The organism is Pseudomonas sp. H1h, assembly GCF_000633255.1.
GTDB lineage: Bacteria > Pseudomonadota > Gammaproteobacteria > Pseudomonadales > Pseudomonadaceae > Aquipseudomonas.
The window spans coordinates 40,358-64,287 of record NZ_AYMJ01000006.1 but is presented as its reverse complement, the minus strand read 5'-3'; the positions used below and the strand labels follow the sequence as shown (position 1 = coordinate 64,287).

Below are 23,930 nucleotides of genomic sequence, written 5' to 3'. Positions count from 1 at the left end.
ATGAGTAAATTCTGGAGCCCGTTCGTCAAGGATCTGGTGCCTTACGTGCCGGGCGAACAACCGAAGCTGACCAAACTGGTCAAGCTCAACACCAACGAAAATCCGTATGGCCCTTCACCAAAGGCCTTGGCCGCGATGCAGGTCGAACTCAACGACAACCTGCGTTTGTACCCGGACCCGAACAGTGATCTGCTGAAAACGGCCGTCGCGAAATACTACGGCGTGCAAAACAATCAAGTGTTCCTCGGCAACGGTTCGGATGAAGTGCTGGCGCACATTTTCCACGGTCTGCTACAGCACGATCAGCCGCTGCTGTTCCCGGACATCAGCTACAGCTTCTACCCGGTTTACTGCGGTCTGTACGGCATAAAATTCGACGCGGTGCCGCTGAACTCGCAGTTCCAGATCGACCCGGACGACTACGCCAAACCCAACGGCGGGATCATTTTCCCGAATCCGAATGCACCGACCGGTTGTCTGTTGGCGCTGGAGGCAGTCGAGCAGATCCTCAAGGCCAGCCCGGATTCGGTAGTGGTGGTGGATGAGGCGTACATCGACTTTGGCGGCGAAACGGCGATCAGCCTGGTGGACCGCTACCCGAACTTGCTGGTGACCCAGACCCTGTCCAAGTCGCGCTCGCTGGCCGGCCTGCGCGTTGGTCTGGCGGTAGGGCATCCGGATTTGATCGAAGCGCTGGAGCGGATCAAGAACAGCTTCAACTCGTACCCGCTGGATCGTCTGGCGATCGTCGGCGCTGCCGCTGCATTCGAAGATCGCGAGTACTTCGACAAGACCTGCCGTCTGGTCATCGAGAGTCGCGACTGGGTGATTGCGCAGTTGCAGGCCAAAGGTTTTGAAGTGCTGCCTTCGGCGGCGAACTTCATCTTTGCCCGGCATCCGCAGCATGATGCGGCGGGGCTGGCGGCCAAGCTGCGTGAGCAGGGCGTGATCGTGCGCCACTTCAAGCAGGCGCGGATTGCGCAGTTCCTGCGGATTTCGATCGGTACGCCGGAGCAGAATCAGGCATTGATCTACGGCCTCGGCGACCTCTGAAGCACGGCTGAACCTGTGGGAGCGAGCCTGCTCGCGAAAGCGCTTTCTCATTCAACATCCATGTTGAACGTCGAGGCCTCTTCGCGAGCAGGCTCGCTCCCACACTGCTTTGTGCTTACTCTTCTTCTTTCACTGGCGCCGGAGGCGGGCGCAGACCGATTTCAGCGGTCAGCTTCAGCTCTTTGCCGTTGCGCATCACCTGAATGGTCACCTTGTCGGTCGGTTTGATCCGCGCCACCTGGTTCATCGACCGACGACCATCGCCCGCCGGCTCGCCGTCGATGCTCAGAATCACGTCACCCAACTGCAGGCCGGCCTTCTGCGCCGGGCCATCGCGGAAGATCCCCGCCACGACAATCCCCGGACGCCCGGACAAGCCAAACGATTCGGCCAGTTCCTGGGTCAGCGGTTGTACTTCAATGCCGAGCCAGCCACGAATCACCTGGCCGTGCTCGATGATCGACTTCATCACTTCCATCGCCAGTTTCACCGGGATCGCAAAACCGATGCCCTGCGAGCCGCCGGACTTGGAGAAGATTGCTGTGTTGATGCCGGTGAGGTTGCCGTTGGCATCGACCAGCGCGCCGCCGGAGTTGCCCGGGTTGATTGCCGCGTCGGTCTGGATGAAGTCTTCGTAGTTGTTCAGGCCCAACTGGTTACGCCCGGTGGCGCTGATGATGCCCATGGTCACGGTCTGGCCGACGCCGAACGGGTTACCGATGGCCAGTGCGACGTCGCCGATGCGAATGTTGTCGGAGCGGCCGACGGTGATGGCCGGGAGGTTTTTCAGGTCGATCTTCAGGACCGCGAGGTCGGTTTCCGGATCGCTGCCGATCACTCGTGCGAGGGTTTCGCGACCATCCTTGAGCGCGACAACGATCTGATCGGCGCCAGTGGTCACGTGGTTGTTGGTCAGGATGTAGCCTTCCGGGCTCATGATCACACCGGATCCGAGGCTTGATTCCATGCGCTTCTGCTTCGGCGAGTTGTCACCGAAGAAGCGCCGGAACTGCGGATCTTCAAACAACGGGTGCGCCGGTTTGGCAATCACCTTCGTGGTGTAGAGGTTGACCACCGACGGTGCGGCGATGACCACGGCGTCCGCATAGGACACGGGCCCCTGTTGCACGCTGGTGGTTTGTGGGGCCTGTTGCAGGTTGACGTCGAGGCTCGGGAGCCCGACCCACTGCGGGTAACGCTGAATAATCAACAGAGCGATAAGCACGCCGGCCAACAGCGGCCAGCCGAAAAAACGCAGCGCCTTGAGCATTAAGCACGTCCTGGAAAAGTTGCAGGCGGGGTCAGACCGCCCATAATGTCGCGCATTATACGAGGCCGCGCGCGCCTCTGAACGGGATTTTCAGGAGTCTTTCATGGCCGTCGCCCTCAGCACCCTGGTCGAAGAAGCCGACCGTTACCTTGGCAGTGCAAAAATTGCCGATTATTGCCCCAACGGTCTGCAGGTCGAGGGCCGTCCACAAGTGATGCGTATCGTCAGTGGCGTCACCGCCAGTCAGGCCTTGCTCGACGCCGCGGTGGAGGCCGAGGCCGATCTGATCCTGGTGCATCACGGCTATTTCTGGAAAGGCGAGAGCCCCTGCATCACCGGCATGAAGCAGCGTCGCTTGAAAACGCTTCTCAAGCACGACATCAGTCTGCTCGCCTATCACCTGCCGCTGGACCTGCACCCGGAGGTCGGCAACAACGTGCAGCTGGCGCGTCAGCTGGACATTACCGTCGAAGGGCCGCTGGACCCGGACAACCTCAAGATTGTCGGACTGGTCGGTTCGTTGAGCGAGCCCATGACCCCGCGTGACTTCGCCCGCAAGGTGAAAGACGCCATGGGCCGTGAGCCACTGCTGGTCGAAGGCAGCGCGATGATTCGTCGGGTCGGCTGGTGCACTGGAGGCGGCCAGGGCTACATCGATCAGGGCGTGGCGGCGGGTGTCGATCTGTTCCTCAGCGGAGAAGCTTCCGAACAGACCTTCCACAGCGCCCGAGAAAACGACATCAGCTTCATCGCTGCCGGCCACCACGCCACCGAACGCTACGGCGTGCAGGCGTTGGGTGACTATCTGGCGAAGCGCTTTGCACTCGAACACATGTTCATCGACATCCCGAACCCGATCTGAAGTTAAACATCTCTCCAATGTGGGAGGGGGCTTGCTCCCGAAAGCGGTGTGTCATTCAACAATGATTTCGACTGATCCTCCGCCTTCGCGAGCAAGCCCGCTCCCACAGGGACAGCGTTTCACGGCCGAACCAGCGGGCATATTCATATGCCCTTTCGTTCTAGCTTGCGCCCTGATTAGAAGAAGGACGCTGTGCTAGGATTCCCCGCTCGAACACGGCCCGCTGGCCGTTCATAAGAAAGCTTTCGTGAGTAGCCATGGTCGACAAACTGACGCATCTGAAACAGCTGGAGGCGGAAAGCATCCACATCATCCGCGAGGTGGCCGCCGAGTTCGACAACCCGGTGATGCTGTACTCCATCGGTAAAGACTCCGCCGTGATGCTGCACCTGGCACGCAAGGCGTTCTTCCCGGGCAAACTGCCGTTTCCGGTGATGCACGTCGACACCCGCTGGAAATTCCAGGAGATGTACAAGTTCCGCGACAAGATGGTCGAAGAACTGGGCCTGGACCTGATCACTCACATCAACCCGGACGGCGTGGCGCAGAACATCAACCCGTTCACCCACGGCAGCGCCAAGCACACCGACATCATGAAGACCGAAGGCCTGAAGCAGGCACTCGACAAGTATGGTTTCGACGCAGCCTTTGGCGGCGCCCGTCGCGATGAAGAGAAATCCCGCGCGAAAGAGCGCGTGTATTCGTTCCGCGACAGCAAGCACCGCTGGGACCCGAAAAACCAGCGCCCTGAGCTGTGGAACGTCTACAACGGCAAGGTCAACAAGGGCGAATCCATTCGTGTGTTCCCGTTGTCGAACTGGACCGAGCTGGACATCTGGCAGTACATCTACCTCGAAGGCATCCCGATTGTGCCGCTGTACTTCGCCGCCGAGCGTGAAGTGATCGAGAAGAACGGCACGCTGATCATGATTGACGACGAGCGCATCCTCGAGCACCTGTCTGATGAAGACAAGGCGCGCATCGTCAAAAAGAAAGTGCGTTTCCGTACCCTTGGCTGCTACCCGTTGACGGGCGCGGTGGAGTCCGAAGCCGAGACGCTGACGGACATCATTCAGGAAATGCTCCTGACGCGAACTTCCGAGCGCCAGGGCCGGGTCATCGACCACGATGGCGCTGGCTCCATGGAAGACAAAAAACGTCAAGGCTATTTCTAAGGGGTTGTCATGTCGCACGTATCTGATTTGATCAGCGAGGACATCCTCGCCTACCTGGGCCAGCACGAACGTAAAGAGCTGCTGCGCTTTTTGACCTGCGGTAACGTCGATGACGGCAAGAGCACCCTGATCGGGCGCCTGCTGCACGACTCCAAGATGATCTACGAAGATCACCTGGAAGCCATCACCCGCGATTCGAAGAAAGTCGGCACCACCGGTGACGACATCGACCTGGCGTTGCTGGTCGACGGTCTGCAGGCCGAGCGTGAGCAGGGCATCACCATCGATGTCGCCTACCGCTACTTCTCCACCGCCAAGCGCAAATTCATCATCGCCGACACCCCCGGCCATGAGCAGTACACCCGCAACATGGCCACCGGTGCATCCACCTGTGACCTGGCGATCATCCTGGTCGACGCCCGCTACGGCGTGCAGACCCAGACCCGTCGCCACAGCTTCATCGCCTCGTTGCTCGGCATCAAGCACATCGTTGTTGCCATCAACAAGATGGACCTCAAGGACTTCGACGAAGGCGTGTTCGAGTCGATCAAGGCCGACTACCTGAAGTTCGCCGAAGGCTTGAAGATGAAGCCGACCAGCATGCACTTCGTGCCGATGTCGGCGCTGAAGGGCGACAACGTGGTGAACAAATCCGAGCGCTCGCCTTGGTACAAAGGTCAGTCGCTGATGGAAATTCTCGAGACCGTGGAAGTGGCGGGCGACCGCAACTTCACCGATCTGCGTTTCCCGGTGCAGTACGTCAACCGTCCTAACCTGAATTTCCGCGGTTTCGCCGGCACCCTCGCCAGCGGCATCGTCAAGAAGGGCGACGAAGTGGTTGTTCTGCCGTCGGGCAAGAGCAGCCGCGTGAAATCCATCGTCACCTTCGAAGGCGAGCTGGAGCACGCCGGTCCTGGTCAAGCGGTGACGCTGACCATGGAAGACGAAATCGACATCTCCCGGGGCGACCTGCTGGTGCACGCCGACAACGTGCCGCCGGTCACCGACAGCTTCGAAGCGATGCTGGTGTGGATGGCTGAAGAGCCGATGCTGCCGGGCAAGAAATACGACATCAAGCGCGCCACCAGTTACGTGCCGGGCTCCATCGCCAGCATCGTCAACAAGGTCGACGTGAATACGTTGGAAGAAGGTCCTGCGAGCGCGTTGCAGCTCAACGAAATCGGCAAGGTGAAGATCGCGCTCGACGCACCGATCGCCCTCGACGGTTACGACAGCAACCGCACCACCGGCGCGTTCATCATCATCGACCGCTTGACCAACGGCACCGTCGGCGCCGGCATGATCGTCGCTCAGCCTGTGAGCCACGGTACTGCCACGCACCACGGCAAGCTGGCCCATGTGGCTACCGAAGAACGTGCACAGCGTTTCGGTCAGCAACCGGCGACCGTGCTGTTCAGCGGCCTGTCAGGCGCGGGCAAGAGCACGCTGGCCTACGCCGTCGAGCGCAAGTTGTTCGACATGGGCCGTGCGGTGTTTGTGCTCGACGGGCAGAACCTGCGTCACGACCTGAACAAAGGTCTGCCACAGGATCGTGCCGGCCGTACCGAGAACTGGCGTCGTGCCGCGCACGTGGCGCGTCAGTTCAACGAAGCCGGTCTGCTGACCCTGGCCGCGTTCGTCGCGCCGAGTGCTGAAGGTCGTGAACAGGCCAAGGACCTGATCGGCAAGGATCGTCTGCTGACCGTCTACGTGCAGGCTTCGCCTGCGGTATGTGCCGAGCGTGATCCGCAAGGGCTGTATGCTGCCGGTGGCGATAACATTCCGGGCGAATCCTTCCCGTATGACGTGCCGCTGAATGCTGATCTGGTGATCGACACCCAGTCGCTGTCGCTGGAAGAAAGCGTCAAGCAAGTGCTCGATCTACTGCGCAAGCGTGGCGCGATCTAAGCGTTAGCTGAAAACAAAAGCCCGCCGATGAGCAATCATCCGCGGGCTTTTTGTTTCGGGCCAACCTGGTCAAAACTGTGGGAGCGGGCTTGCTCGCGAAGGCGGTGTGTCGTTCGGCATCGTTGCCGGCTGATTCACCGTTTTCGCGAGCAAGACATGGGGTCTCTATTGAATACACAAGGGTGTTCAGCACAGATCATCCCGAGTCAGCGGCGCTCCGGGTATTCGCGGTGCATCTGTTCCAGCAGCGCATCCTTGTCCTGCCACAGCTGATTGATCCAGCCCTGAAACTGCAGGCGGTATTCGCCGTCCTGATCGTAGTTCTTGCCGATGAATTGCTGCGGGATTTTCAGTTCTTCAAAGTGCACTACCACGTCGCGCACATTGCCGCACAGCAGGTCCCAGAACCCCGGGCGGCCGCCTGGATAGTGAATGGTCACGTTGACGATCGATTCCAGCTGTTCACCCATCGCATCCAGCACAAAAGCAATGCCGCCAGCCTTGGGCTTGAGCAGGTATTTGAACGGCGACTGCTGCTGCGCATGCTTGCCTTCGGTGAAGCGCGTGCCTTCGACGAAGTTGAAAATTCCTACCGGGTTATCGCGAAATTTTGCGCAGGTCTTGCGGGTGGTTTCCAGGTCTTTGCCTTTCTTCTCCGGATGCTTTTCCAGATACGCCTTGGAGTAACGCTTCATGAACGGAAAGCCCAGCGCCCACCACGCCAGACCGATCACCGGGACCCAGATCAGTTCCTGCTTGAGGAAGAATTTCAGCGGTTGAATACGCCGGTTGAGCACGTACTGCAACACCAGAATGTCGACCCAGCTCTGATGGTTGCTGGTGATCAGATACGAGTGCTGATAGTCGAGCCCTTGCAGGCCGCTGATGTGCCAGCGCGTGCGCCGCACCAGGTTCATCCAGGCTTTGTTGTTGCTGATCCATGCCTCGTGGGTGTGGCTCATCAGCCACAGCGAGGCGCGTCGGGCGAGGTCGAAGGGCAGCACTTTGATCAGCGCCACACAGAACAGAAACGAGCACAGCAGAATCGTATTGAGCGCCAACAGCAGTGAGGCGATCACGCCGCGCAGCGGTGCGGGGAGAAAATCCAGCATTTACACATCCATAGGTCGGTTGGCAGCTTGAATCGCGGTGAGGGCGATGGTGTAGACGATGTCGTCGACCTGCGCGCCGCGCGGCAGATCGTTCACCGGTTTGCGCAGGCCTTGCAGCATCGGCCCGAGGCTGACGCAATCGGCGCTGCGCTGCACGGCTTTGTGGGTGGTGTTGCCGGTGTTCAGGTCAGGGAACACAAACACCGTGGCGCGACCGGCCACCTGGCTGTTCGGCGCCAGTTGCCGGGCGACTTCTGCGTTGGCGGCGGCGTCGTATTGCAGTGGGCCGTCGATCAGCAGCGAGTGCTGTTGCTCGTGGGCGAGCAGGGTGGCCTCGCGCACCTTCTCGACTTCTTCACCACTGGCGGATTCGCCGCTGGAGTAACTGATCATCGCCACCCGCGGGGTAATGCCGAATGCCGCAGCGGAGTCGGCGCTTTGCAGGGCAATCTCGGCCAGCTCCGTGGCACTTGGGTGCGGGTTCATCACGCAGTCGCCGTAGACCAGCACTTCTTCCGGGAACAACATGAAGAACACCGACGACACCAGGGTGCAGCCCGGCGCGGTCTTGATCAGTTGCAGGGCCGGGCGGATGGTGTTGGCGGTGGTGTTGATCACGCCCGAAACCAGCCCGTCGACTTCATCCAGCGCGAGCATCATGGTGCCGATCACCACGGTGTCTTCCAGCTGTTGTTCGGCCATTGGCGCATTGAGGCTTTTGCTTTTGCGCAGGGCGACCATCGGCTCGATATAGCGCTCGCGGATCAGGTCCGGATCGAGAATCTCCAGGCCTGGCGGCAGCTCGATGCCCTGGGCGCGGGCCACGGCTTCGACGTCCTCGGGTTTGGCCAGCAACACGCAACGGGCGATTCCGCGCTCCTGGCAGATCGCCGCCGCTTGCACGGTGAGTGGCTCGCTGCCTTCGGGCAGGACGATGCGTTTGTTCGCTGACTGCGCCCGTTGAATCAGTTGATAGCGGAATACCGCTGGCGACAGGCGCATTTCTCGTGGCGTGCCACAGCGCTGGTGCAGCCACTTGGCATCGAGATGACTGGCGACGAAATCGGTGATGATCTCCGCGCGCTCGCGGTCATCGATGGGGATTTCCTTGTTCAGGCCATTGAGCAGGTTGGCAGTGTCGTAGGAACCGGTGCTCACCGAAAGCACCGGCAAACCGGCCTGTAGCGCGCCACGACACAGGTCCATGATGCGCGGGTCGGGCAGGGTGTCGCTGGTCAGCAACAGGCCGGCCAGCGGTACGCCGTTGAGTGCCGCGAGGCTGACCGCGAGGATGATGTCGTCGCGATCGCCCGGGGTCACCACCAGCACGCCGGGCTTGAGCAGCTCCACGGTGTTGCGCATGGTCCGCGCGCAAATAATGATTTTGGTCATGCGCCGGGTTTCGTAGTCACCGGCGTTGAGCACTTGCGCGCCCATCAGGTCGGCGACGTCACGGGTGCGCGGCGCATTGAGTTCCGGCTGAAACGGGATGCAGCCGAGCAGGCGGAAATCACCGCTGCGCAGCAATGGCGAATGTTCTTTCAGACGCGTGGCGAAGGCGTCCATGCTCTCGTCGGTCTTGACCTTGTTGAGGATCACGCCGAGGACTTTCGGGTCTTTCGGGCCACCGAACAATTGCGCCTGCAATTCGACGCGACCGGAGAGTTCGGCGAGCACTTCGTTTTCTGGCGCCGAGACCAGAATCACCTCGGCATCCAGGCTTTTCGCCAGGTGCAGATTGACCCGCGCGGCATAACTGGCGGTGCGGGTCGGCACCATGCCTTCGACCACCAGCACGTCTTTGCCGATGGCGGCCTGCTGATACAGGGCAATGATTTCTTCGAGCAGTTCATCGAGCTGGCCGTCGCCAAGCATCCGCTCGACATGCGCCAGGCCCAGTGGCTGCGGCGGTTTCAGGCCGTGGGTACGCGCTACCAGTTCGGTGGAGCGTTCAGGGCCAGTGTCGCCCGGATGTGGCTGGGCAATCGGTTTGAAGAAGCCGACTTTCAGTCCGGCCCGCTCCAGGGTACGCACCAGCCCGAGGCTGATGGAGGTCAGACCCACGCCAAAATCGGTGGGCGCGATAAAAAAAGTTTGCATGCGGATTCTCTAAGGGTGCATGGCAATGGTGAAGGCCCTATGGCTGGCCATCTACCGAAATTCAGTCGCCAAGGTTATCGCTAACCGAGCCTTGTGCGCACCAACCGCAGGCAAAGGGTTGGCCTATTTTTTCAATACGTTGCGCCGGGTCCAGAACCCAGGTGCGCGATTGCCATGGCGGCTGATGACGAAGGTGCTGAGTGTGGCCACAGGAAAGCTCGGCCACCCAGTGTCCGTCTTCGTCCTGATGGAAGCCTTCGATCGTCGAACCCCGTTTGTCAGGGTTGTGTTCGCTTTCGCGCGATTGCTTCGCTAAACTTGGCCTTTCTATATTCTTATGCAAAAGGTCTCGCCCCATGCTGATCGCCGCCAATAAGGCTGTCTCCATCGACTATACCCTGACCAACGACGCTGGTGAGGTCATCGACAGCTCCGCCGGCGGCGCTCCGCTGGTCTACCTGCAAGGCGCAGGCAACATCATCCCGGGCCTGGAAAAAGCCCTGGAAGGTAAAGCTGTTGGTGACGAACTGGAAGTCTCCGTTGAACCGGAAGACGCTTACGGCGAATACGCTGCCGAACTGGTCAGCACCCTGAGCCGCAGCATGTTCGAAGGCGTTGACGAGCTGGAAGTCGGCATGCAGTTCCACGCTTCGGCGCCGGACGGCCAGATGCAGATCGTGACCATCCGTGACCTGGACGGCGACGACGTTACCGTCGACGGCAACCACCCACTGGCCGGTCAGCGCCTGAACTTCAAAGTGAAGGTCGTTGATATCCGTGACGCCAGCCAGGAAGAAATCGCTCATGGTCACGTCCATGGCGAAGGTGGCCATCACCACTGATTTTCTGCGCTAAGCTTCGAGTACTGGAGAGGCGCCTGCGGGCGCCTTTTTAGTCCGCGGCTGTCCTTGGTGGTCTCGCCAAGTGGCTGTTTCGAGTAGAACACGGGAATCCTGGAGTACGTCATGAGTGCTTTTCACGACCTTAAGTTGACAGCCCTGGATGGTCAGGAGCTACCGCTGGCGCCTTTCAAGGGCCAAGTCGTGCTGGTGGTCAACGTCGCCTCCAAATGCGGCTTGACCCCACAGTACGCGGCGCTGGAAAACCTCTATCAGCAGTTCAAAGGCAAAGGTTTCAGTGTGCTGGGCCTGCCGTGCAACCAGTTTGCCGGTCAGGAACCCGGTACAGAACAGGAAATTCAAGAGTTCTGCAGCCTCAACTACGGTGTGACATTTCCGTTGTCGAGCAAGCTCGAAGTCAACGGCCACGAGCGCCATCAGCTCTACCGCCTGCTGGCGGGCGAGGGCGCGGAGTTCCCCGGTGACATCACCTGGAATTTCGAGAAGTTCCTGCTCGGCAAGGACGGCCGTGTATTGGCGCGGTTCTCACCGCGCACGGCGCCGGATGATCCGAGCATTGTTCATGCGATTGAAAAAGCGCTGAGCTGAAACAAGCGGATCGCAGCCCTTGGGCTGCGATTTTTTTTCGCCTGCCTTTTGAGCCTTAATCATTCTGATCAATAGTGCTATCGCCCGGGTGCAGTCCTGCATATTATCGCCGTCATATAGGTTCATGCCTGTCGATAACGTTTTCGTGGAGCTTCCCGATGCCTGTTCAAGCCCTGTTCAAACCATTCCATCTCGGTGCCCTCGAACTGCCGACCCGTGTGGTCATGGCGCCAATGACCCGCTCGTTTTCCCCGGGCGGCGTACCGAACTCAAAAGTCATCGAATACTACCGTCGTCGGGCTGCTGCCGGCGTCGGCCTGATCATTACCGAAGGCACCACCGTTGGCCACATCGCTTCCAACGGCTATCCGAACGTGCCGCAGTTCTTTGGTGAAGCACCGTTGGCCGGCTGGAAAAAAGTCGTCGACGCGGTGCATGCCGAGGGCGGCAAGATCGTTCCGCAACTGTGGCACGTGGGCAGCGTTCGCCGCATCGGCACCGAGCCGGACGCCAGCGTGCCGGGTTATGGTCCGTCGGAAAAACTCAAGGAAGGTCAGGTCGTGGTGCACGGCATGACCAAACAAGACATTCGGGATGTGATTGCAGCGTTCGCACAAGCCGCCAGGGATGCGCAAAGCATCGGCATGGACGGCGTGGAAATCCACGGCGCCCACGGTTACCTGATCGACCAGTTCTTCTGGGAAGGCAGCAACCAGCGCACCGACGAGTATGGCGGCAGCCTGGCCAACCGTTCGCGTTTCGCCATCGAATTGATTCAAGCGGTGCGCGCGGCAGTCGGTGAAGGCTTCCCGATCATCTTCCGCTTCTCGCAGTGGAAACAGCAGGATTACACCGCGCGGCTGGTGCAAACCCCGGAGGCGTTGGGTGAGTTCCTCAAACCGCTGGCCGAGGCCGGTGTGGATATTTTTCACTGCTCGACGCGGCGCTTCTGGGAGCCGGAGTTCGACGGTTCCGAGCTGAACCTGGCCGGCTGGACGCGCAAGCTGACCGGCAAGCCGACCATTACCGTCGGCAGCGTCGGCCTGGATGGCGAGTTCCTGCAGTTCATGGTCAACACCGACAAGGTCGCGCAGCCGGCCAGTCTGGAGAAACTGCTGGAGCGTCTGAACAACGACGAGTTCGACCTGGTGGCGGTAGGCCGCGCGCTGCTGGTGGATCCGGACTGGGCGCTGAAAGTCCGCGAAGGGCGTGAGCAGGACATCTTGCCGTTCAGCCGTGAGGCGTTGATGACGCTGGTTTAAGCGGCGGTTTCACTGGCCCCTTCGCGAGCAGGCTCGCTCCCACAGGTTTCTCTGGTGTTCACCGAAGATCACATGTGGGAGCGAGCCTGCTCGCGAAGGCGGTTCTAAAGTCTGCAAGGATTCAGGGCAATGTCTGCGCATGCGGCACCACTTGCTCCCCGACACACGCCCCGCGCAAATGCTTTTCAAACTGCTCGATGATCGCCGCCCAGCCCTGGCGACTGGCATGCTGGCGCGCATTCAGGCGCACGCAACGCAACGTTTCATCCTCTTCCAGCAACCACGCCGCCGCATCGCAGAACGCCTCTTCATCACCGGGCATCGCCAACACGCCGTTGTAGCCATGGCGGATGTGCTGCGCCGCTGCCGCCTGATCGTAAGCCACCACGCCCAGACCTGAAGCCAGTGCTTCGAGCACCACGTTGCCGAAGGTTTCGGTCATGCTCGGAAACAGAAACAAATCGCCCGAGGCGTAGTGCGCCGCCAGCGCTTCGCCGCGTTGCGAACCACAGAAAATCGCCTCCGGCAGGTCCTTTTCCAGCGCAAGCCGTTGCGGTCCGTCGCCGACTACAATCAGCTTCAGGTTGCGCTGTGGATAAGTGCTGCGGAGTTTGTCGAAGCAGCGCTTGAGCAGGCCCAGATTCTTCTCTGGGGCCAGACGTCCTACGTGAATCACCGCAATGTCCTGCTCGCTCAGGCCCCATTGCTCACGCAATCCGTTCAGCCGCTTGGCCGGGTGAAATAACTGGCTGTCCACGCCTCGGGAGAGCAAGGCGAGGCGGTCGAAATGCCGGCGCTCCAGCTCCAGGCGCTGGCTGACACTCGGCACCAGAGTCATCGCCGAACGGTTGTGGAACCAGCGCAGATAATGGGTCAGCAAGCGCGTCAGCAAACCCAGCCCGTACTGGTTGGTGTACTGCTGGAAATTGGTGTGAAAGCCACTGACCACCGAGATCCCCAGGCGCCGCGCTGCACGCAATGCCGACAAGCCGAGCGGGCCTTCCGTGGCAATGTACAGCACGTCCGGGCGATGGCGTTTCCAGCGTCGCAACAGCTTGTGCATCGACGACTGGCCCCATTGCAGCCCCGGATACCCGGGCAGCGGCCAACCCCGACACAGCAACAGCGCGTCATCCTCGGTGCGCTGCGGATCGCCCGCCTGACGCGGCCGCACCAGTTCCACCTGATGCCCACGCGCGCGCAATCCATCGCACAAGCGGCCAAGGGTATTGGCCACCCCGTTGATTTCCGGTGGGAAGGTTTCGCTGATCAGGGTGATATGTAGAGCTGTCGTCATGACCTCAGTGTCGGCTGAGGCCATGTCGTGCCTGTGACGTTCGGATGATGGATTTGTGACCGGGCTGTCCGTGACCGGTTCAGCGCTGGGTGACGAGGTTCTCCGCACCGCGTTCACGTACCCAGAACAACGTCGCACCCGCTACAGCGGCTGGCATCATCAGGATGTTGACCACCGGGATCAGTAGCACCAGATAGACGATCCCGCCGAAGCTCATGCTCTGCCAGCGTTTCTGGCGCAGCCAGGCGAGCATCTCGTTCCAGCCCAGTTTGTGGTTGTCTGCCGGGTAGTCGATGTACTGGATCGCCATCATCCACACGCCGAACAGCAGCCACAGCGGCGCGGCGACGATGTTCACCACCGGGATGAACGAGAGGATGAACAGGCCGATCGCGCGCGGCAGGAAGTAGCCGAGTTTGCGCATTTCCCGGGCGAGGGTGCGTGGGATCATCGCGATCAGTTCGCCCCAGCTGAACGCCGGGAAGTCGTCGGTGCCGCGCACCACCACTTCGACCTTTTCCGCGAGAAAGCCGTTGAACGGCGCGGCGATGACGTTGGCCAGCATGGTGAAGGTGAAAAACACCATCAGTGCCACCAGCACCACAAACAGCGGCCAGAGGATGTAGCTGAGGAAGCTCAGCCAGTCGGGCAGCGACGGCATCAGGCTGTCGACCCACAGGCTGAACTGATGGCCGGCCAGATAGATCAATCCGACGAACAGCACCAGGTTGATCGCCAGCGGCAGCAACACGAACAGGCGCAGGCCGGGGCTGAGGACCAGTTTGAGGCCTTCGCGCAGGTATTGCGGGCCGGACAGGACAGGGGCGGGCATAGGGTGCTCCGAGCAAGGGAAAACGCGCCGACCTTACCGGCTTTGCAACACGTGCGAAAGCGCGGCAAAGCGATCGACATTGACTGTAACAAAGACGTCCATCTCGTCAGTGTCTGCGCATAGAGACCACCTATGAGCTGGATTGTTAAACCGTATTTCCTTAATCTTGCCCCCCTCGATACGCTGCACCCAACTTTTTACAGGACTGTCGAGCTCATGCCTTCCCCAAGGTTATCCACAGTCCTTTTTTATTCCCGCCGGCAGTCCGGCGTTCCGCGCCAGTCTTTCGGCCCGGTCAACAGGAGCAGGTCATGTCTGAAGTCCGTCATTCGCGAGTGATTATTCTCGGTTCCGGCCCTGCCGGTTACAGCGCTGCGGTCTACGCCGCCCGTGCCAACCTCAAGCCGTTGCTGATCACCGGCATGCAGGCTGGCGGTCAACTGACCACCACCACCGAAGTCGACAACTGGCCGGGCGACGTGCACGGTCTGACCGGCCCGGCACTGATGGAGCGGATGCGCGAGCACGCCGAGCGTTTTGAAACCGAGATCGTTTTCGATCACATCAACGCCGTGGACTTCGCCGCCAAGCCATACACCCTGACCGGCGACAGCGCGACCTACACCTGCGATGCGCTGATCATCGCCACCGGCGCCAGCGCTCGCTACCTGGGCCTGCCGTCGGAAGAAGCGTTCATGGGCAAAGGCGTTTCGGCCTGCGCAACCTGCGACGGTTTCTTTTACCGCAACAAGCCAGTGGCTGTGGTGGGCGGCGGCAACACCGCTGTTGAAGAAGCGCTGTACCTGGCCAACATCGCCAGCACCGTGACCCTGATCCACCGTCGCGAAACCTTCCGCGCCGAGAAGATCCTGATCGACAAGCTCAACGCCCGTGTGGCCGAAGGCAAGATCATCCTCAAGTTGAACGCCAACCTCGACGAAGTGCTGGGCGACAACATGGGCGTAACCGGTGCGCGCCTGAAGAACAACGATGGCAGCTTCGACGAAATCAAGGTCGACGGTGTGTTCATCGCCATCGGCCACACCCCGAACACTTCGCTGTTCGAAGGTCAGTTGACGTTGAAAGACGGTTATCTGGTGGTGCAGGGCGGCCGTGACGGCAACGCCACTGCAACCAGCGTCGAAGGCATCTTCGCCGCCGGTGACGTGGCTGACCACGTTTACCGTCAGGCCATCACCTCGGCCGGCGCCGGCTGCATGGCGGCACTGGACACCGAGCGTTACCTGGACGGTCTGCAGAACGCTTCGTTCTAAATCGCAGATACAAAAAAACCGGCTTCGGCCGGTTTTTTTATGTCCTCATTTTCAGCTACACCGCCTGACCAGTGTGGGAGCGGGCTTACTCGCGAAGGCGTCGTGTCAGGCAATATTTTGGGTGTCTGACACAGCGCTTTCGCGAGCAAGCCCGCTCCCACTGGGCGATTGGGGCTGCGACTGAAATCAGCGGCGGGTCAGGGGTTGGGCGGTGAATTTGACGCCAGCCAGACCGTGCTGGATCAGCGCCCGAATGTTGCCGTGGTCGCTGCCTTCAGGCGTCGCCAGTACCGAGCGGTAATGCTCGCCGAATGCCAGCAGCGCTTCTTCATCGCTCAGGCCTTCCAGCAGCGCCAGACCCAACGTCTTGCACGAACCTTCGTTCTGCCCGGCGGCGTTTTCCACGCCGCCGTTGTTGAATGCTTGCGGCTGGTAGTCGTAACCGTCGGCGATGAAGGCCAGGGTGTCGGCGAAAACGTGTTCGCCGCTCTTGAGGCTGGCGCGCAGGGTGTTCAAATCACTCATTGGGTTTTCCTTTGGCGAACGCCGCCTGTTGTTCGGCGTTGGCTTCTTGCTGGTATTGGGCTTTCCACTCGGCGTAGGGCATGCCGTATACCACTACACGGGCGTCGTCGAGGCTGACCTCGATCTGGCGCTCGTCGGCGGCGGCCTTGTACCACTTGGACAGGCAATTGCGGCAGAAACCGGCAAGGTTCATCAGGTCGATGTTCTGCACATCCTTGCGGCTGTCCAGGTGGGCGACCAGCCGGCGGAAGGCGGCGGCTTCGAGTTCGAGGCGTTGTTGCTCGGTCATGATGGGCTCTGTGCAGTCAAATCGTGGCGCGGATGATAAAAGTCTGACGCTTGAAGCGCCAGACGCACTCAGCGGCTGGCGGCGAGGGTAATCGACACCGACTCGGCAAACCGCAGTGCATGCGGCTTGTCGACTTCGACTTCGGCGTACAGCACGGCGGTGTTGGTCATCACCAGATCCAGCAATTCCTGGGTCAGACGTTCGAGCAACGCAAAGCGATTGCCCTCCACGTGGGCGATAATCGCCTTGGTGATGGTGCGGTAGTTCAGCGCGTGGTCGATGTCGTTGTCACGCACCGCTTCCTGCGCGGCGTACAGGATGGTCAGGTTGATCAGCACGTCCTGTTTGTTGAGGATCTCGTCCTCGTTGATCCCGATAAAGGTGCGCAAGCGCAGATCCTTGACCCGGATGCGCGCCATTCCCGGTTGAAGTTGTGACATTTACTTGCTCCGTCCAATCAATTGCAGGAACTCCTGGCGGGTGTTGCTCGAGTCGCGGAACGCGCCGAGCATGACCGAGGTGTTCATGGTCGAATTCTGTTTCTCGACACCGCGCATCATCATGCACATGTGCCGGGCCTCGATGACCACCGCGACGCCGGCGGCATCGGTGACTTGCTGTACTGCATCGGCGATTTGCCGGGTGAGGTTTTCCTGAATCTGCAGGCGCCTGGCGAACATGTCCACCAGTCGCGCGATCTTCGACAGCCCCAGCACCTTGCCCGTTGGAATATAAGCCACATGCGCCTTGCCGATGAAGGGCAGCAGGTGATGTTCGCACAACGAGTACAACTCGATGTCGGCGACGATGATCATCTCGTCGCTGTCGGAGGCGAACAGCGCACCGTTAACGATCTCATCCACACTCTGTTCGTAGCCATGACACAGGTATTGCATGGCTTTGGCCGCGCGCACGGGCGTATCGAGCAGGCCTTCGCGGTCGGGGTCTTCACCGAGGCCGATCAGGATCTCGCGGTAATTCTCGGGCAGGGAACGGGTCATGGGAGGTCCTCGCGCAGCAGCTTATTTGACGTGCCGTCCGCCGTTGACGGTCAGGGTCGTGCCGGTGACATAGGGGTTGTCGAGCAGATAGCGCAGGCTCTGGTAGATCACTTCGCTGCCGGGCTCGATGCCCAGCGCGGATTTGGCCAGGGCCTTGGCACGGTACGCCGCATCGTCGTCGGGATTGAACAATAGCAGGGCCGGCGCAATGCCGTTGACCTTGATCACTGGCGCATAACGCGCGGCGAAGGACAGGGTCAGGCTGTCGAGCCCGGCCTTGCTGGCGCAATAACCGATGTGCTTGCTGCTGCCCTTGCGGGTGACGTCGTCGCTGATGTGGATGATGTCCGCAGGCGTCGAGCGCTTGAGCAGGTCGGCGCAGTGCAGATTGATCAGGTACGGCGCGAGCATGTGCACGTTGACCATGCGCACAAAGGCGTCGGCTTCGTTGTCCGCAGTTTCCGCCAGCCACTCGGAAGCGTTGTGGATGATGGCGCGCAGGCTGTCGGTACGGGTTTTCAATTCTTCGATGAAGGCAAGAATGGAGGCTTCGCTGGAAAAGTCCGCGAACACCCCGACAGCGCCAAGATCACGCAGGGCTTGCACGCCCGGACGTTCGCTGCGGTAAGTGAAGATGACGCGATGGCCGTCTTCGAGCAGGCGCCGCGCGCAGTGCAGACCGACACGCTGGCCGGCACCGGTAATGAGGATCGGGGCGGAAGAAGTGGTCATGAACGGCTCGCGTCGCGGTGAGAGTAAAAACTATAACAGCGACGTGGGTTGCCGACCTATCGCAAGACGGGTGTTGTGCTTTTGTGGGAGCCGGGCTTGCTCGCGAAAGCGGTGTATCAGTCATCGGCATTGTTGAATGCCACACCGCTTTCGCGAGCAAGCCCGCTCCCACATGGAATCTCAACGGTTTTGAGAGACCGGTTCAACAGGCAGTCGACGTGCCGGAACGCTGTTCAGCCAACCTGCCAGCAATCGTGTCGACAGCGGAATAAAGAAATAAACCATCAGCGGTGTCAGGCACGCCGTGCTGATCAATACGCGAGGCAACAGGCTCAACTCGCCGAGCAAGGGCCCGAGGACAAAGTTGAACAGCAGCGACACCGGGAAGAACGCCAGCCAGATCGCCACGGCCTGTTTCCAGCGCGGTGGTCGCTGGTCCACTGCGCCGAACCAGCCTTCGATGCCGCTGACCCGATGCTCTTTGGGATGCGCAAACAGATCGCTGCCCCGCGCCAGCCAGGCGGTGCGCGAGGCCGAGTGCTCCCAGGCGTGCAGCGTCTGCTCGTCGACGAAGCGGAAAATGATCTGGAATTCGTTGTCACCGGGCGGCGGAGCGAGCACGCCGGAACCCAGGTAACCGGGAAAGTCAGTGGCCAGTTGTTCGCCTTCGCGCAGCCAGGCAATCAGGTCCTGATAGCGGCCGTCGGCGACGCGACGCGCAACCATCAGCGTGACAGGGGAAGTAGACATTGTGTATCTCCGTATTTCCGAGTGCGTCGCTCCGGGTAGGAGTTTCGCAATACGCAGGCTGGGGGTAGGTGCCTGCGCTTTTCAACAAGCAAGGATTATTCCTGATTTTGATGACAGTTTCAGAGACTTTCGTCTCTGTTCATGGGTTGAACCGATGACGTGCATCGGATGTAGAATGGGATCCAAATCAATCGAGCGGACTCACCTGCAAATGGCTGTTATCACGGACGTTAACCCTGCCTCGCAGGCATCTGTCGCGCTCGAGCGTGAAGAGCTGTTCCCCATTCGTGAAGTGTCTCGGCTGACCGGGGTGAATCCGGTCACGCTGCGGGCATGGGAGCGTCGCTACGGTTTGATTGAGCCGGTACGCACCGATAGTGGGCATCGGCTGTATTCGATGACCGATATTGAGCGTGTGCGCAGCATTGTCGAGTGGATCGACCGTGGAGTGGCGGTCAGCAAGGTCGGCAAGATTCTGGCCAAGACCGAGCCGCTGAAGGCACTGGCGCACATCATTTCCGATGACCAGGTGACGGCGGACTATCAACAGTGGCAAGACCAGATGCAGTGCGCGGTCAGCGCTTTCGACGATCTGGAACTGGATCGGGTCTACTCGCAGATCTTTGCTTCCTACCCGTTGCCGGTGGTGTTTCAGGACATTGTGTTGCCGCTCTGGCGACGCCTGCTCCAGCATCGTGAAGCCTTCGGGCAAACCAGTGAATGGCTGTTTCTCGATGGCTTCCTGCGTACCCGGGTGCTGGGGCGGATCATGGTGTTACGCAAGTCGCAGCCGCGCAGGATCATCGTCAGTGACCTGGCCGGGGAGTGCCGTGAACTCGAGTTGTTGGTGGCTGCGCTGTTTCTCAGCGGTGGAGAAACCGGTGTGCGCGTGCTGACGACGGGGCAGCCGTTCGACGAATTGACGCTGGTCTGCGAGAAGATCAAACCCCAGGCGCTGGTGCTGTTTTCCAACCATGCACCGACGACGGAACTGCCGCGACGTCTGAATCGGCTGGCGCTGAGTCTCGATTGTCAGTTGTTGCTGGCCGGGGATGCGGCAGACCTGGCGCAAGACGCATTGGCCGGTTCTTCAATCGGCTGCCTGGGTAACGAAGGGGCGACAATGCAGCAGCGCATGGCGCAATTCCTTGCGGGCAAACTCGATACCTGAAACTCAGGTGTGCAGGGCGGGATGGGTCAGACGGTGTTGTTGCAGAATGAACTGGCGCAGACGTTCGGTTTCATCGGCATCAGTCTGGCTCAGCTCATAGGCGTAGAAGCCGTGCTCGGTTTCCCGCTCGAAATTGCCGCGCAGGGAAATCCGCTCATAACCTGAGGGACTGAACCACAAGGCGAAATGCTTCGGCGGTTTGGTCTTGTTGCGCATTTCCAGCAGCACGCCTTTGTGCGACACCTCGTGCACCCACATCATGCCCGGTTGGCCCTTGGCGTTTTCCAGCGCCACCGGCTCTTCCAGGGTCAGCCGCCACGGGCGAACCATCGGCCCGTCCTCGTAAATGCTTGGCACGCCCAGGCGCAAGTGCAACGCGTGGAATTCGTCTTCCACCAAATGCAGCGGAAAAGTCATTTGCTGGTTTTCGAAGTTGGCCTGGATCGTCACTTGTTCGTGAGCGGCCAGGCGCGTGAGCAGGTCACGAATCTGCGAACCACCATTGACCAGCAGGCTCGACGTTGCATCCCGCACATTGAGCTGCGGGTTGTGCTGCATGGTCTGGATGAAATCCAGCTCATCCTGGGTCAGGAGTGCGTCGCGTTGCATGGCCTGGCTCGAAAGAAATAGTTACAAAGTCATTGGTGATTGTAGTTACTGACACTTAGTTCGCAGATTTGTTTGCGCCGTTCGTCGTTTTCAGCGCGGCGAGTTCGGCTTGCAAGGCGACAACCTGCGCTTCCAGTTGTGCGACGCGTTGCTGCGCCTTCACCTGAACGGTCACATCCTTTTGTACGCCGACAAAGTAAGTCATTCCGTCATCGGCATTTTTCACCGTCGAAAGCGACAGTTCATTCCAGAACGGCGCGCCGTCCTTGCGATAGTTGCGCAGTGTTTCCCGGCATGAGCCGCCGTTGCGCAACACTTCGCGAATCCGCGTCAAGCTGGCCTGATCGCGGTCTCCGGCCTGCAGAAAACGGCAGTCCTGGTAGAGAATCTCTTCGCTGGTATAACCGGTCAGGCGCTCGAAGGCAGGGTTCACATAGATCAGGATGTTGTCCTGTTCCCCTTCCTTCTCTGCGACCACGATCCCGTCGTTCGACGCGTTGATCACCATTTGCAGCAGACTGGCGTTGATCATCAATGAATCCATTCAGTGTTGATGGTGGCTGGCATTCTAGAAGTTCCAACGCCGCTGTCTACTGGCCATCACCGCTAATTGAGTGCGGATCGCGGCTTTTGTATCGGGCTGCTACTATCCCGGCTCATTTTTTTCAGCTTCAGGATCAGATTGATGAAAGTCGCCATCCTCTCCGGCTCGGTTTACGGCACGGCCGAAGAAGTCGCCCGTCACGCGCAGAACCTGCTGAAAGACGCCGGTTTTGAAACCTTCTACAACCCACGCGCCAGCCTGGCCGATATCCAGACATTTGGCCCGGAAGCGTTTCTTGCGGTGACTTCGACCACCGGCATGGGCGAACTGCCGGACAACCTGCAGCCATTGTATTTCAGCATTCGCGATCAGTTGCCAATGGCCTGGCGCGGTCTGCCGGGTGCGGTGATCGGTCTGGGCGATGCCAGTTACGGCGATACCTTCTGTGGCGGCGGTGAGATGCTGCGCGAGTTGTTCGCTGAACTGGGCGTGCGCGAAGTGCAGGAGATGCTGCGTCTGGACGCCAGCGAAAGCGTGACGCCGGAAACCGACGCCGAGCCATGGCTGGCGCAATTGATCAGCGCCCTCAAGGGCTGATCGCGCGCTCGCGCAACAATGCCAGCCAGGCCTGGGCGGCTTTCGACAGATAGGCGCCCTGACGCCAGATGAAGGCGATGTCCCAGCGCAGGTAATCCGGCGCGCGCAAGGTCAGGCGCACCACGCCCGGGCGCTCCAGTGCGCGGGCGACCACGCTGGGCAGCAGCACCACGCCTTGCCCGGCGGCCACCAGTGCCACGAGAAAATCCGCCTGTCCGCTGCGCCCGCCTTCTTTTGGTGTAAAACCCATTTGCTGGCAGGCCTGCAGCAGCCGATCGTTGAGCACGAAGCTGCGCTGATACAGCAGGAACGGCGTCTCGGCCAATTCTTCCAGTCCGATCTCGCCACGTGCCGCCAGCGGATGATCCACCGGTAGCAGCGCATCGAGTTTCTCGTCACAGAACGGCTGGAAGTCGAATTGCGGGTCTTTCGGCAACAGGCTGCCGCCCAATTCCAGTTCGCCACTCAGCACCGCCTGCTCAACGTTGCGACTGCCTCCTTCAAGCAGTTGAATGCTGATGTTCGGATAGCGCCGCCGGTATTCGGCAAACAGCCCGGCGAACAGCGCGTCGCTGCCCAGTAACGGCAAGCCGAGCCGCAACTCGCCGCGCGCCAGGTGACTCAGATCATCCAGCTCCCTGAGCAGTTCATTGCGCAGGCGCAACATGCCTTCGGCGCGTTGCAGCACCACACTGCCAGCAGCGGTCAGGCGCAGTTGCGAACCCAGCCGCTCGAGTAGCGGCGTGCCCAAACTCTGTTCGAGCTGCGCGACTTGTTTACTCACCGCCGACTGACTGATGTGCAGGGTTTTCGCCGCCTGGGTAAAGCCGCCCTGATGCATGACTTCGACAAAACTGCGTAGCTGTTTGAATTCCATTGCCTGATTCCATTTTGGAATGGTGTTGAGTCTAACAATTCGCTTCAGGGATGGCAGTCGGCTTCGTAAAATAAGCCCCTGTCAGGAGCCAAAACCATGAAACCCGCCCCCCTAAAGCATCTTTCCCGTCTGTTGGTCGAACTGGCTGTGTTGCTCGGCCTCTACCTGCTCGGCTGCCAACTCGCCGCATGGCTGGCCTGGCCGATTCCCGGTGGGGTGATTGGTATGGCCCTGTTGCTGCTGGCGTTCGCCTTCGGCTGGGTCAAACCGGCGGCGCTGCAACTGGGCGCGGGGCTGCTGATGGCCGAGATGCTGCTGTTCTTTATTCCGGCGTTGATGAGCCTGCTCGACTACGGCGCGCTGCTGCGCAATGACGGCTGGCGGATCGTGCTGGTGATCGCTGCCAGTACCCTGATGGTGATGCTGGTGACCGCGTTCACGGTGGAACTGGCCGTGCGAATGAGGCGTTCCCATGAAGCTTGAATTGATGCCGATGTTCTGGCTCGCCTTCACCTTGCTGGCGTACCTGTTCAGTCGCTGGATTTATCGGCGCACTGGACGTTATTTGCTGTCGCCGCTGATTCTGGTGCCGGCGCTGTTGCTGGCCCTCGCCGTGCCGCTGCACACCGCGTATGCCGAATACGCCAGCAACACCCACTGGTTGATGCTGGTGCTCGGCCCGGTCACGGTCGCCTTCGCCGTACCGATCTGGCAGCAACGACGGTTGCTGATGCAGCATTGGTCAGCGCTGCTGCTCGGCATGCTCGCTGGCAGTGCCGCGTCGATCGCCACCTCGTTTGGCCTGGCCAGGGCGCTGGCGCTGGACAGTTCGGTAACGATGTCGCTGGTGCCGCGCTCGATCACCACACCGTTCGCCATGCCGCTGGCGCAGGATCTGGGTGGCGTGCCGGAACTGACCGCCGTGTTCGTGATGTTCACCGGGGTCTTCGGCGCGATGCTCGGCGGGGTGTTGCTCAAGTGGTTGCCATTGCGCAGTGCCTTGGCGCGTGGTGCATTGTTCGGTGTCGGCGCGCACGGTGCTGGCGTCAGCCGGGCCCATGAAGTGGGCGGTGAAGAAGGTTCGGTGGCGGGGCTGGTGATGGTCCTGACCGGGTTGCTCAATCTGTTCGCCGCACCTTTATTGGCGTCGCTGCTTTGACATGGATCCAAGCTGTCTGCATTGCTGACTCGTTCAGTCATCAAGCTGGCTGGCAATGCAACTACGTGAGTCCCGGGAGCTGA

At 60.3% G+C, this 23,930-nt stretch carries 27 protein-coding genes; 12 read left to right on the top strand and 15 right to left on the bottom strand.

Translation table 11 applies throughout. The features are described from left to right. Complete coding sequence (gene hisC, locus U862_RS0105360) at positions 1-1,053, top strand: histidinol-phosphate transaminase (protein ID WP_025109447.1); 1,053 nt, start codon at positions 1-3, stop codon at positions 1,051-1,053. Between the two features lie 115 nt (positions 1,054-1,168). On the opposite strand, the gene algW is transcribed toward hisC, so the two are convergent. Further along, the gene (gene algW, locus U862_RS0105355) at positions 1,169-2,323 is read right to left on the bottom strand and encodes a Do family serine endopeptidase AlgW (protein ID WP_025109446.1); all 1,155 of its coding nucleotides are present in this window, start codon (positions 2,321-2,323) and stop codon (positions 1,169-1,171) included. A gap of 103 nt (positions 2,324-2,426) precedes the next feature. Between algW and U862_RS0105350 the strand changes: the two genes are divergently transcribed. From U862_RS0105350 to cysN, 3 genes are all read left to right on the top strand, one after another. After that, complete coding sequence (locus tag U862_RS0105350; protein WP_025109445.1) at positions 2,427-3,185, top strand: Nif3-like dinuclear metal center hexameric protein; 759 nt, start codon at positions 2,427-2,429, stop codon at positions 3,183-3,185. Positions 3,186-3,442: 257 nt separating this feature from the next. Continuing rightward, on the top strand, positions 3,443-4,360 hold the full coding sequence (cysD, locus tag U862_RS0105345; RefSeq protein WP_025109444.1) for a sulfate adenylyltransferase subunit CysD: 918 nt from the start codon (positions 3,443-3,445) through the stop codon (positions 4,358-4,360). Between the two features lie 9 nt (positions 4,361-4,369). Further along, the gene (cysN, locus tag U862_RS0105340; RefSeq protein WP_025109443.1) at positions 4,370-6,268 is read left to right on the top strand and encodes a sulfate adenylyltransferase subunit CysN; all 1,899 of its coding nucleotides are present in this window, start codon (positions 4,370-4,372) and stop codon (positions 6,266-6,268) included. A gap of 206 nt (positions 6,269-6,474) precedes the next feature. Here the strand turns inward: cysN and U862_RS0105335 are convergent, their stop codons facing one another. From U862_RS0105335 to U862_RS29400, 3 genes are all read right to left on the bottom strand, one after another. Further along, on the bottom strand, positions 6,475-7,380 hold the full coding sequence (locus U862_RS0105335) for an acyltransferase (RefSeq protein ID WP_025109442.1): 906 nt from the start codon (positions 7,378-7,380) through the stop codon (positions 6,475-6,477). After that, entirely contained in the window at positions 7,381-9,480 is a 2,100-nt protein-coding gene (gene pta, locus U862_RS0105330) for a phosphate acetyltransferase (protein WP_025109441.1), read from the bottom strand. A gap of 61 nt (positions 9,481-9,541) precedes the next feature. Then, positions 9,542-9,868, bottom strand: coding sequence for a DUF3565 domain-containing protein (locus U862_RS29400; protein WP_081794848.1), 327 nt, complete (start codon positions 9,866-9,868; stop codon positions 9,542-9,544). Here U862_RS29400 and U862_RS0105320 point away from each other — a divergent pair. The 3 genes from U862_RS0105320 to U862_RS0105305 all read left to right on the top strand — a co-directional run bounded on the left by U862_RS0105320 (position 9,837) and on the right by U862_RS0105305 (position 12,190). Continuing rightward, the gene (locus U862_RS0105320) at positions 9,837-10,322 is read left to right on the top strand and encodes a peptidylprolyl isomerase (protein WP_025109439.1); all 486 of its coding nucleotides are present in this window, start codon (positions 9,837-9,839) and stop codon (positions 10,320-10,322) included. The two genes, U862_RS29400 and U862_RS0105320, sit on opposite strands and share 32 nt — an antisense overlap. Positions 10,323-10,445: 123 nt before the next feature. Beyond that, positions 10,446-10,928, top strand: coding sequence for a glutathione peroxidase (locus U862_RS0105310; RefSeq protein WP_025109438.1), 483 nt, complete (start codon positions 10,446-10,448; stop codon positions 10,926-10,928). Between the two features lie 158 nt (positions 10,929-11,086). Next, positions 11,087-12,190, top strand: coding sequence for an NADH:flavin oxidoreductase (locus tag U862_RS0105305; protein ID WP_025109437.1), 1,104 nt, complete (start codon positions 11,087-11,089; stop codon positions 12,188-12,190). 121 nt (positions 12,191-12,311) lie between these two features. On the opposite strand, the gene U862_RS0105300 is transcribed toward U862_RS0105305, so the two are convergent. Together U862_RS0105300 and cysZ are read right to left on the bottom strand one after the other, a co-directional pair. Then, entirely contained in the window at positions 12,312-13,511 is a 1,200-nt protein-coding gene (locus U862_RS0105300; RefSeq protein ID WP_025109436.1) for a glycosyltransferase family 1 protein, read from the bottom strand. Between the two features lie 55 nt (positions 13,512-13,566). Continuing rightward, on the bottom strand, positions 13,567-14,319 hold the full coding sequence (gene cysZ, locus U862_RS0105295; protein ID WP_025109435.1) for a sulfate transporter CysZ: 753 nt from the start codon (positions 14,317-14,319) through the stop codon (positions 13,567-13,569). 311 nt (positions 14,320-14,630) lie between these two features. On the opposite strand from cysZ, the gene trxB reads away from it, so the two are divergent. Beyond that, positions 14,631-15,593, top strand: coding sequence for a thioredoxin-disulfide reductase (trxB, locus tag U862_RS0105290; RefSeq protein WP_003221727.1), 963 nt, complete (start codon positions 14,631-14,633; stop codon positions 15,591-15,593). Positions 15,594-15,779: 186 nt separating this feature from the next. Here the strand turns inward: trxB and U862_RS0105285 are convergent, their stop codons facing one another. The 6 genes from U862_RS0105285 to U862_RS0105260 form a co-directional block, all read right to left on the bottom strand. Continuing rightward, a complete protein-coding gene (locus tag U862_RS0105285) occupies positions 15,780-16,118 on the bottom strand; it encodes a HopJ type III effector protein (RefSeq protein ID WP_025109434.1) in 339 nt (112 codons plus the stop codon). Continuing rightward, positions 16,111-16,407: a DUF1244 domain-containing protein gene (locus U862_RS0105280; protein WP_025109433.1), complete on the bottom strand. Its 297-nt coding sequence runs from the start codon at positions 16,405-16,407 to the stop codon at positions 16,111-16,113. Before U862_RS0105280 ends, U862_RS0105285 begins: the two co-directional genes overlap by 8 nt. A 68-nt stretch (positions 16,408-16,475) precedes the next feature. Further along, on the bottom strand, positions 16,476-16,847 hold the full coding sequence (folX, locus tag U862_RS0105275; RefSeq protein ID WP_025109432.1) for a dihydroneopterin triphosphate 2'-epimerase: 372 nt from the start codon (positions 16,845-16,847) through the stop codon (positions 16,476-16,478). Beyond that, on the bottom strand, positions 16,848-17,408 hold the full coding sequence (folE, locus tag U862_RS0105270) for a GTP cyclohydrolase I FolE (protein WP_025109431.1): 561 nt from the start codon (positions 17,406-17,408) through the stop codon (positions 16,848-16,850). Between the two features lie 21 nt (positions 17,409-17,429). Then, entirely contained in the window at positions 17,430-18,140 is a 711-nt protein-coding gene (gene folM / locus U862_RS0105265; protein ID WP_025109430.1) for a dihydromonapterin reductase, read from the bottom strand. Between the two features lie 180 nt (positions 18,141-18,320). Beyond that, positions 18,321-18,890 (bottom strand): antibiotic biosynthesis monooxygenase, encoded by a 570-nt coding sequence (locus U862_RS0105260; protein WP_025109429.1) that lies wholly within the window; start codon positions 18,888-18,890, stop codon positions 18,321-18,323. A 211-nt stretch (positions 18,891-19,101) separates the two neighbouring features. On the opposite strand from U862_RS0105260, the gene U862_RS0105255 reads away from it, so the two are divergent. Next, complete coding sequence (locus tag U862_RS0105255) at positions 19,102-20,061, top strand: MerR family transcriptional regulator (RefSeq protein ID WP_025109428.1); 960 nt, start codon at positions 19,102-19,104, stop codon at positions 20,059-20,061. A gap of 3 nt (positions 20,062-20,064) precedes the next feature. Here the strand turns inward: U862_RS0105255 and U862_RS0105250 are convergent, their stop codons facing one another. Next, the gene (locus tag U862_RS0105250) at positions 20,065-20,670 is read right to left on the bottom strand and encodes a hypothetical protein (RefSeq protein ID WP_025109427.1); all 606 of its coding nucleotides are present in this window, start codon (positions 20,668-20,670) and stop codon (positions 20,065-20,067) included. Positions 20,671-20,725: 55 nt separating this feature from the next. Next, the gene (locus U862_RS0105245) at positions 20,726-21,202 is read right to left on the bottom strand and encodes a PAS domain-containing protein (RefSeq protein ID WP_025109426.1); all 477 of its coding nucleotides are present in this window, start codon (positions 21,200-21,202) and stop codon (positions 20,726-20,728) included. Between the two features lie 153 nt (positions 21,203-21,355). Here U862_RS0105245 and U862_RS0105240 point away from each other — a divergent pair, with 153 nt between their 5' ends. After that, positions 21,356-21,811: a flavodoxin gene (locus U862_RS0105240; RefSeq protein ID WP_025109425.1), complete on the top strand. Its 456-nt coding sequence runs from the start codon at positions 21,356-21,358 to the stop codon at positions 21,809-21,811. Here U862_RS0105240 and U862_RS0105235 read toward each other — a convergent pair. Further along, positions 21,801-22,688 (bottom strand): LysR family transcriptional regulator, encoded by an 888-nt coding sequence (locus U862_RS0105235; protein WP_025109424.1) that lies wholly within the window; start codon positions 22,686-22,688, stop codon positions 21,801-21,803. The genes U862_RS0105240 and U862_RS0105235 overlap by 11 nt on opposite strands. A 96-nt stretch (positions 22,689-22,784) precedes the next feature. Here U862_RS0105235 and U862_RS0105230 point away from each other — a divergent pair, with 96 nt between their 5' ends. Together U862_RS0105230 and U862_RS0105225 are read left to right on the top strand one after the other, a co-directional pair. Beyond that, positions 22,785-23,171 carry a CidA/LrgA family protein gene (locus U862_RS0105230; RefSeq protein ID WP_025109423.1) on the top strand — a complete coding sequence of 129 codons (387 nt, stop codon included), beginning with the start codon at positions 22,785-22,787 and terminating at the stop codon, positions 23,169-23,171. Further along, positions 23,161-23,847 (top strand): LrgB family protein, encoded by a 687-nt coding sequence (locus tag U862_RS0105225; RefSeq protein WP_025109422.1) that lies wholly within the window; start codon positions 23,161-23,163, stop codon positions 23,845-23,847. The genes U862_RS0105230 and U862_RS0105225 overlap by 11 nt, the downstream gene beginning before the upstream one ends. Positions 23,848-23,930 lie beyond the last annotated feature (83 nt).

Coding starts and splice junctions, on each gene's coding strand:
- hisC (WP_025109447.1), top strand. CDS start 1: ATGAGTAAATTCTGGAGCCCGTTCGTCAAGGATCTGGTGCCTTACGTG.
- algW (WP_025109446.1), bottom strand. CDS start 2,323: ATGCTCAAGGCGCTGCGTTTTTTCGGCTGGCCGCTGTTGGCCGGCGTG.
- U862_RS0105350 (WP_025109445.1), top strand. CDS start 2,427: ATGGCCGTCGCCCTCAGCACCCTGGTCGAAGAAGCCGACCGTTACCTT.
- cysD (WP_025109444.1), top strand. CDS start 3,443: ATGGTCGACAAACTGACGCATCTGAAACAGCTGGAGGCGGAAAGCATC.
- cysN (WP_025109443.1), top strand. CDS start 4,370: ATGTCGCACGTATCTGATTTGATCAGCGAGGACATCCTCGCCTACCTG.
- U862_RS0105335 (WP_025109442.1), bottom strand. CDS start 7,380: ATGCTGGATTTTCTCCCCGCACCGCTGCGCGGCGTGATCGCCTCACTG.
- pta (WP_025109441.1), bottom strand. CDS start 9,480: ATGCAAACTTTTTTTATCGCGCCCACCGATTTTGGCGTGGGTCTGACC.
- U862_RS0105320 (WP_025109439.1), top strand. CDS start 9,837: ATGCTGATCGCCGCCAATAAGGCTGTCTCCATCGACTATACCCTGACC.
- U862_RS29400 (WP_081794848.1), bottom strand. CDS start 9,868: ATGGAGACAGCCTTATTGGCGGCGATCAGCATGGGGCGAGACCTTTTG.
- U862_RS0105310 (WP_025109438.1), top strand. CDS start 10,446: ATGAGTGCTTTTCACGACCTTAAGTTGACAGCCCTGGATGGTCAGGAG.
- U862_RS0105305 (WP_025109437.1), top strand. CDS start 11,087: ATGCCTGTTCAAGCCCTGTTCAAACCATTCCATCTCGGTGCCCTCGAA.
- U862_RS0105300 (WP_025109436.1), bottom strand. CDS start 13,511: ATGGCCTCAGCCGACACTGAGGTCATGACGACAGCTCTACATATCACC.
- cysZ (WP_025109435.1), bottom strand. CDS start 14,319: ATGCCCGCCCCTGTCCTGTCCGGCCCGCAATACCTGCGCGAAGGCCTC.
- trxB (WP_003221727.1), top strand. CDS start 14,631: ATGTCTGAAGTCCGTCATTCGCGAGTGATTATTCTCGGTTCCGGCCCT.
- U862_RS0105285 (WP_025109434.1), bottom strand. CDS start 16,118: ATGAGTGATTTGAACACCCTGCGCGCCAGCCTCAAGAGCGGCGAACAC.
- U862_RS0105280 (WP_025109433.1), bottom strand. CDS start 16,407: ATGACCGAGCAACAACGCCTCGAACTCGAAGCCGCCGCCTTCCGCCGG.
- folX (WP_025109432.1), bottom strand. CDS start 16,847: ATGTCACAACTTCAACCGGGAATGGCGCGCATCCGGGTCAAGGATCTG.
- folE (WP_025109431.1), bottom strand. CDS start 17,408: ATGACCCGTTCCCTGCCCGAGAATTACCGCGAGATCCTGATCGGCCTC.
- folM (WP_025109430.1), bottom strand. CDS start 18,140: ATGACCACTTCTTCCGCCCCGATCCTCATTACCGGTGCCGGCCAGCGT.
- U862_RS0105260 (WP_025109429.1), bottom strand. CDS start 18,890: ATGTCTACTTCCCCTGTCACGCTGATGGTTGCGCGTCGCGTCGCCGAC.
- U862_RS0105255 (WP_025109428.1), top strand. CDS start 19,102: ATGGCTGTTATCACGGACGTTAACCCTGCCTCGCAGGCATCTGTCGCG.
- U862_RS0105250 (WP_025109427.1), bottom strand. CDS start 20,670: ATGCAACGCGACGCACTCCTGACCCAGGATGAGCTGGATTTCATCCAG.
- U862_RS0105245 (WP_025109426.1), bottom strand. CDS start 21,202: ATGATCAACGCCAGTCTGCTGCAAATGGTGATCAACGCGTCGAACGAC.
- U862_RS0105240 (WP_025109425.1), top strand. CDS start 21,356: ATGAAAGTCGCCATCCTCTCCGGCTCGGTTTACGGCACGGCCGAAGAA.
- U862_RS0105235 (WP_025109424.1), bottom strand. CDS start 22,688: ATGGAATTCAAACAGCTACGCAGTTTTGTCGAAGTCATGCATCAGGGC.
- U862_RS0105230 (WP_025109423.1), top strand. CDS start 22,785: ATGAAACCCGCCCCCCTAAAGCATCTTTCCCGTCTGTTGGTCGAACTG.
- U862_RS0105225 (WP_025109422.1), top strand. CDS start 23,161: ATGAAGCTTGAATTGATGCCGATGTTCTGGCTCGCCTTCACCTTGCTG.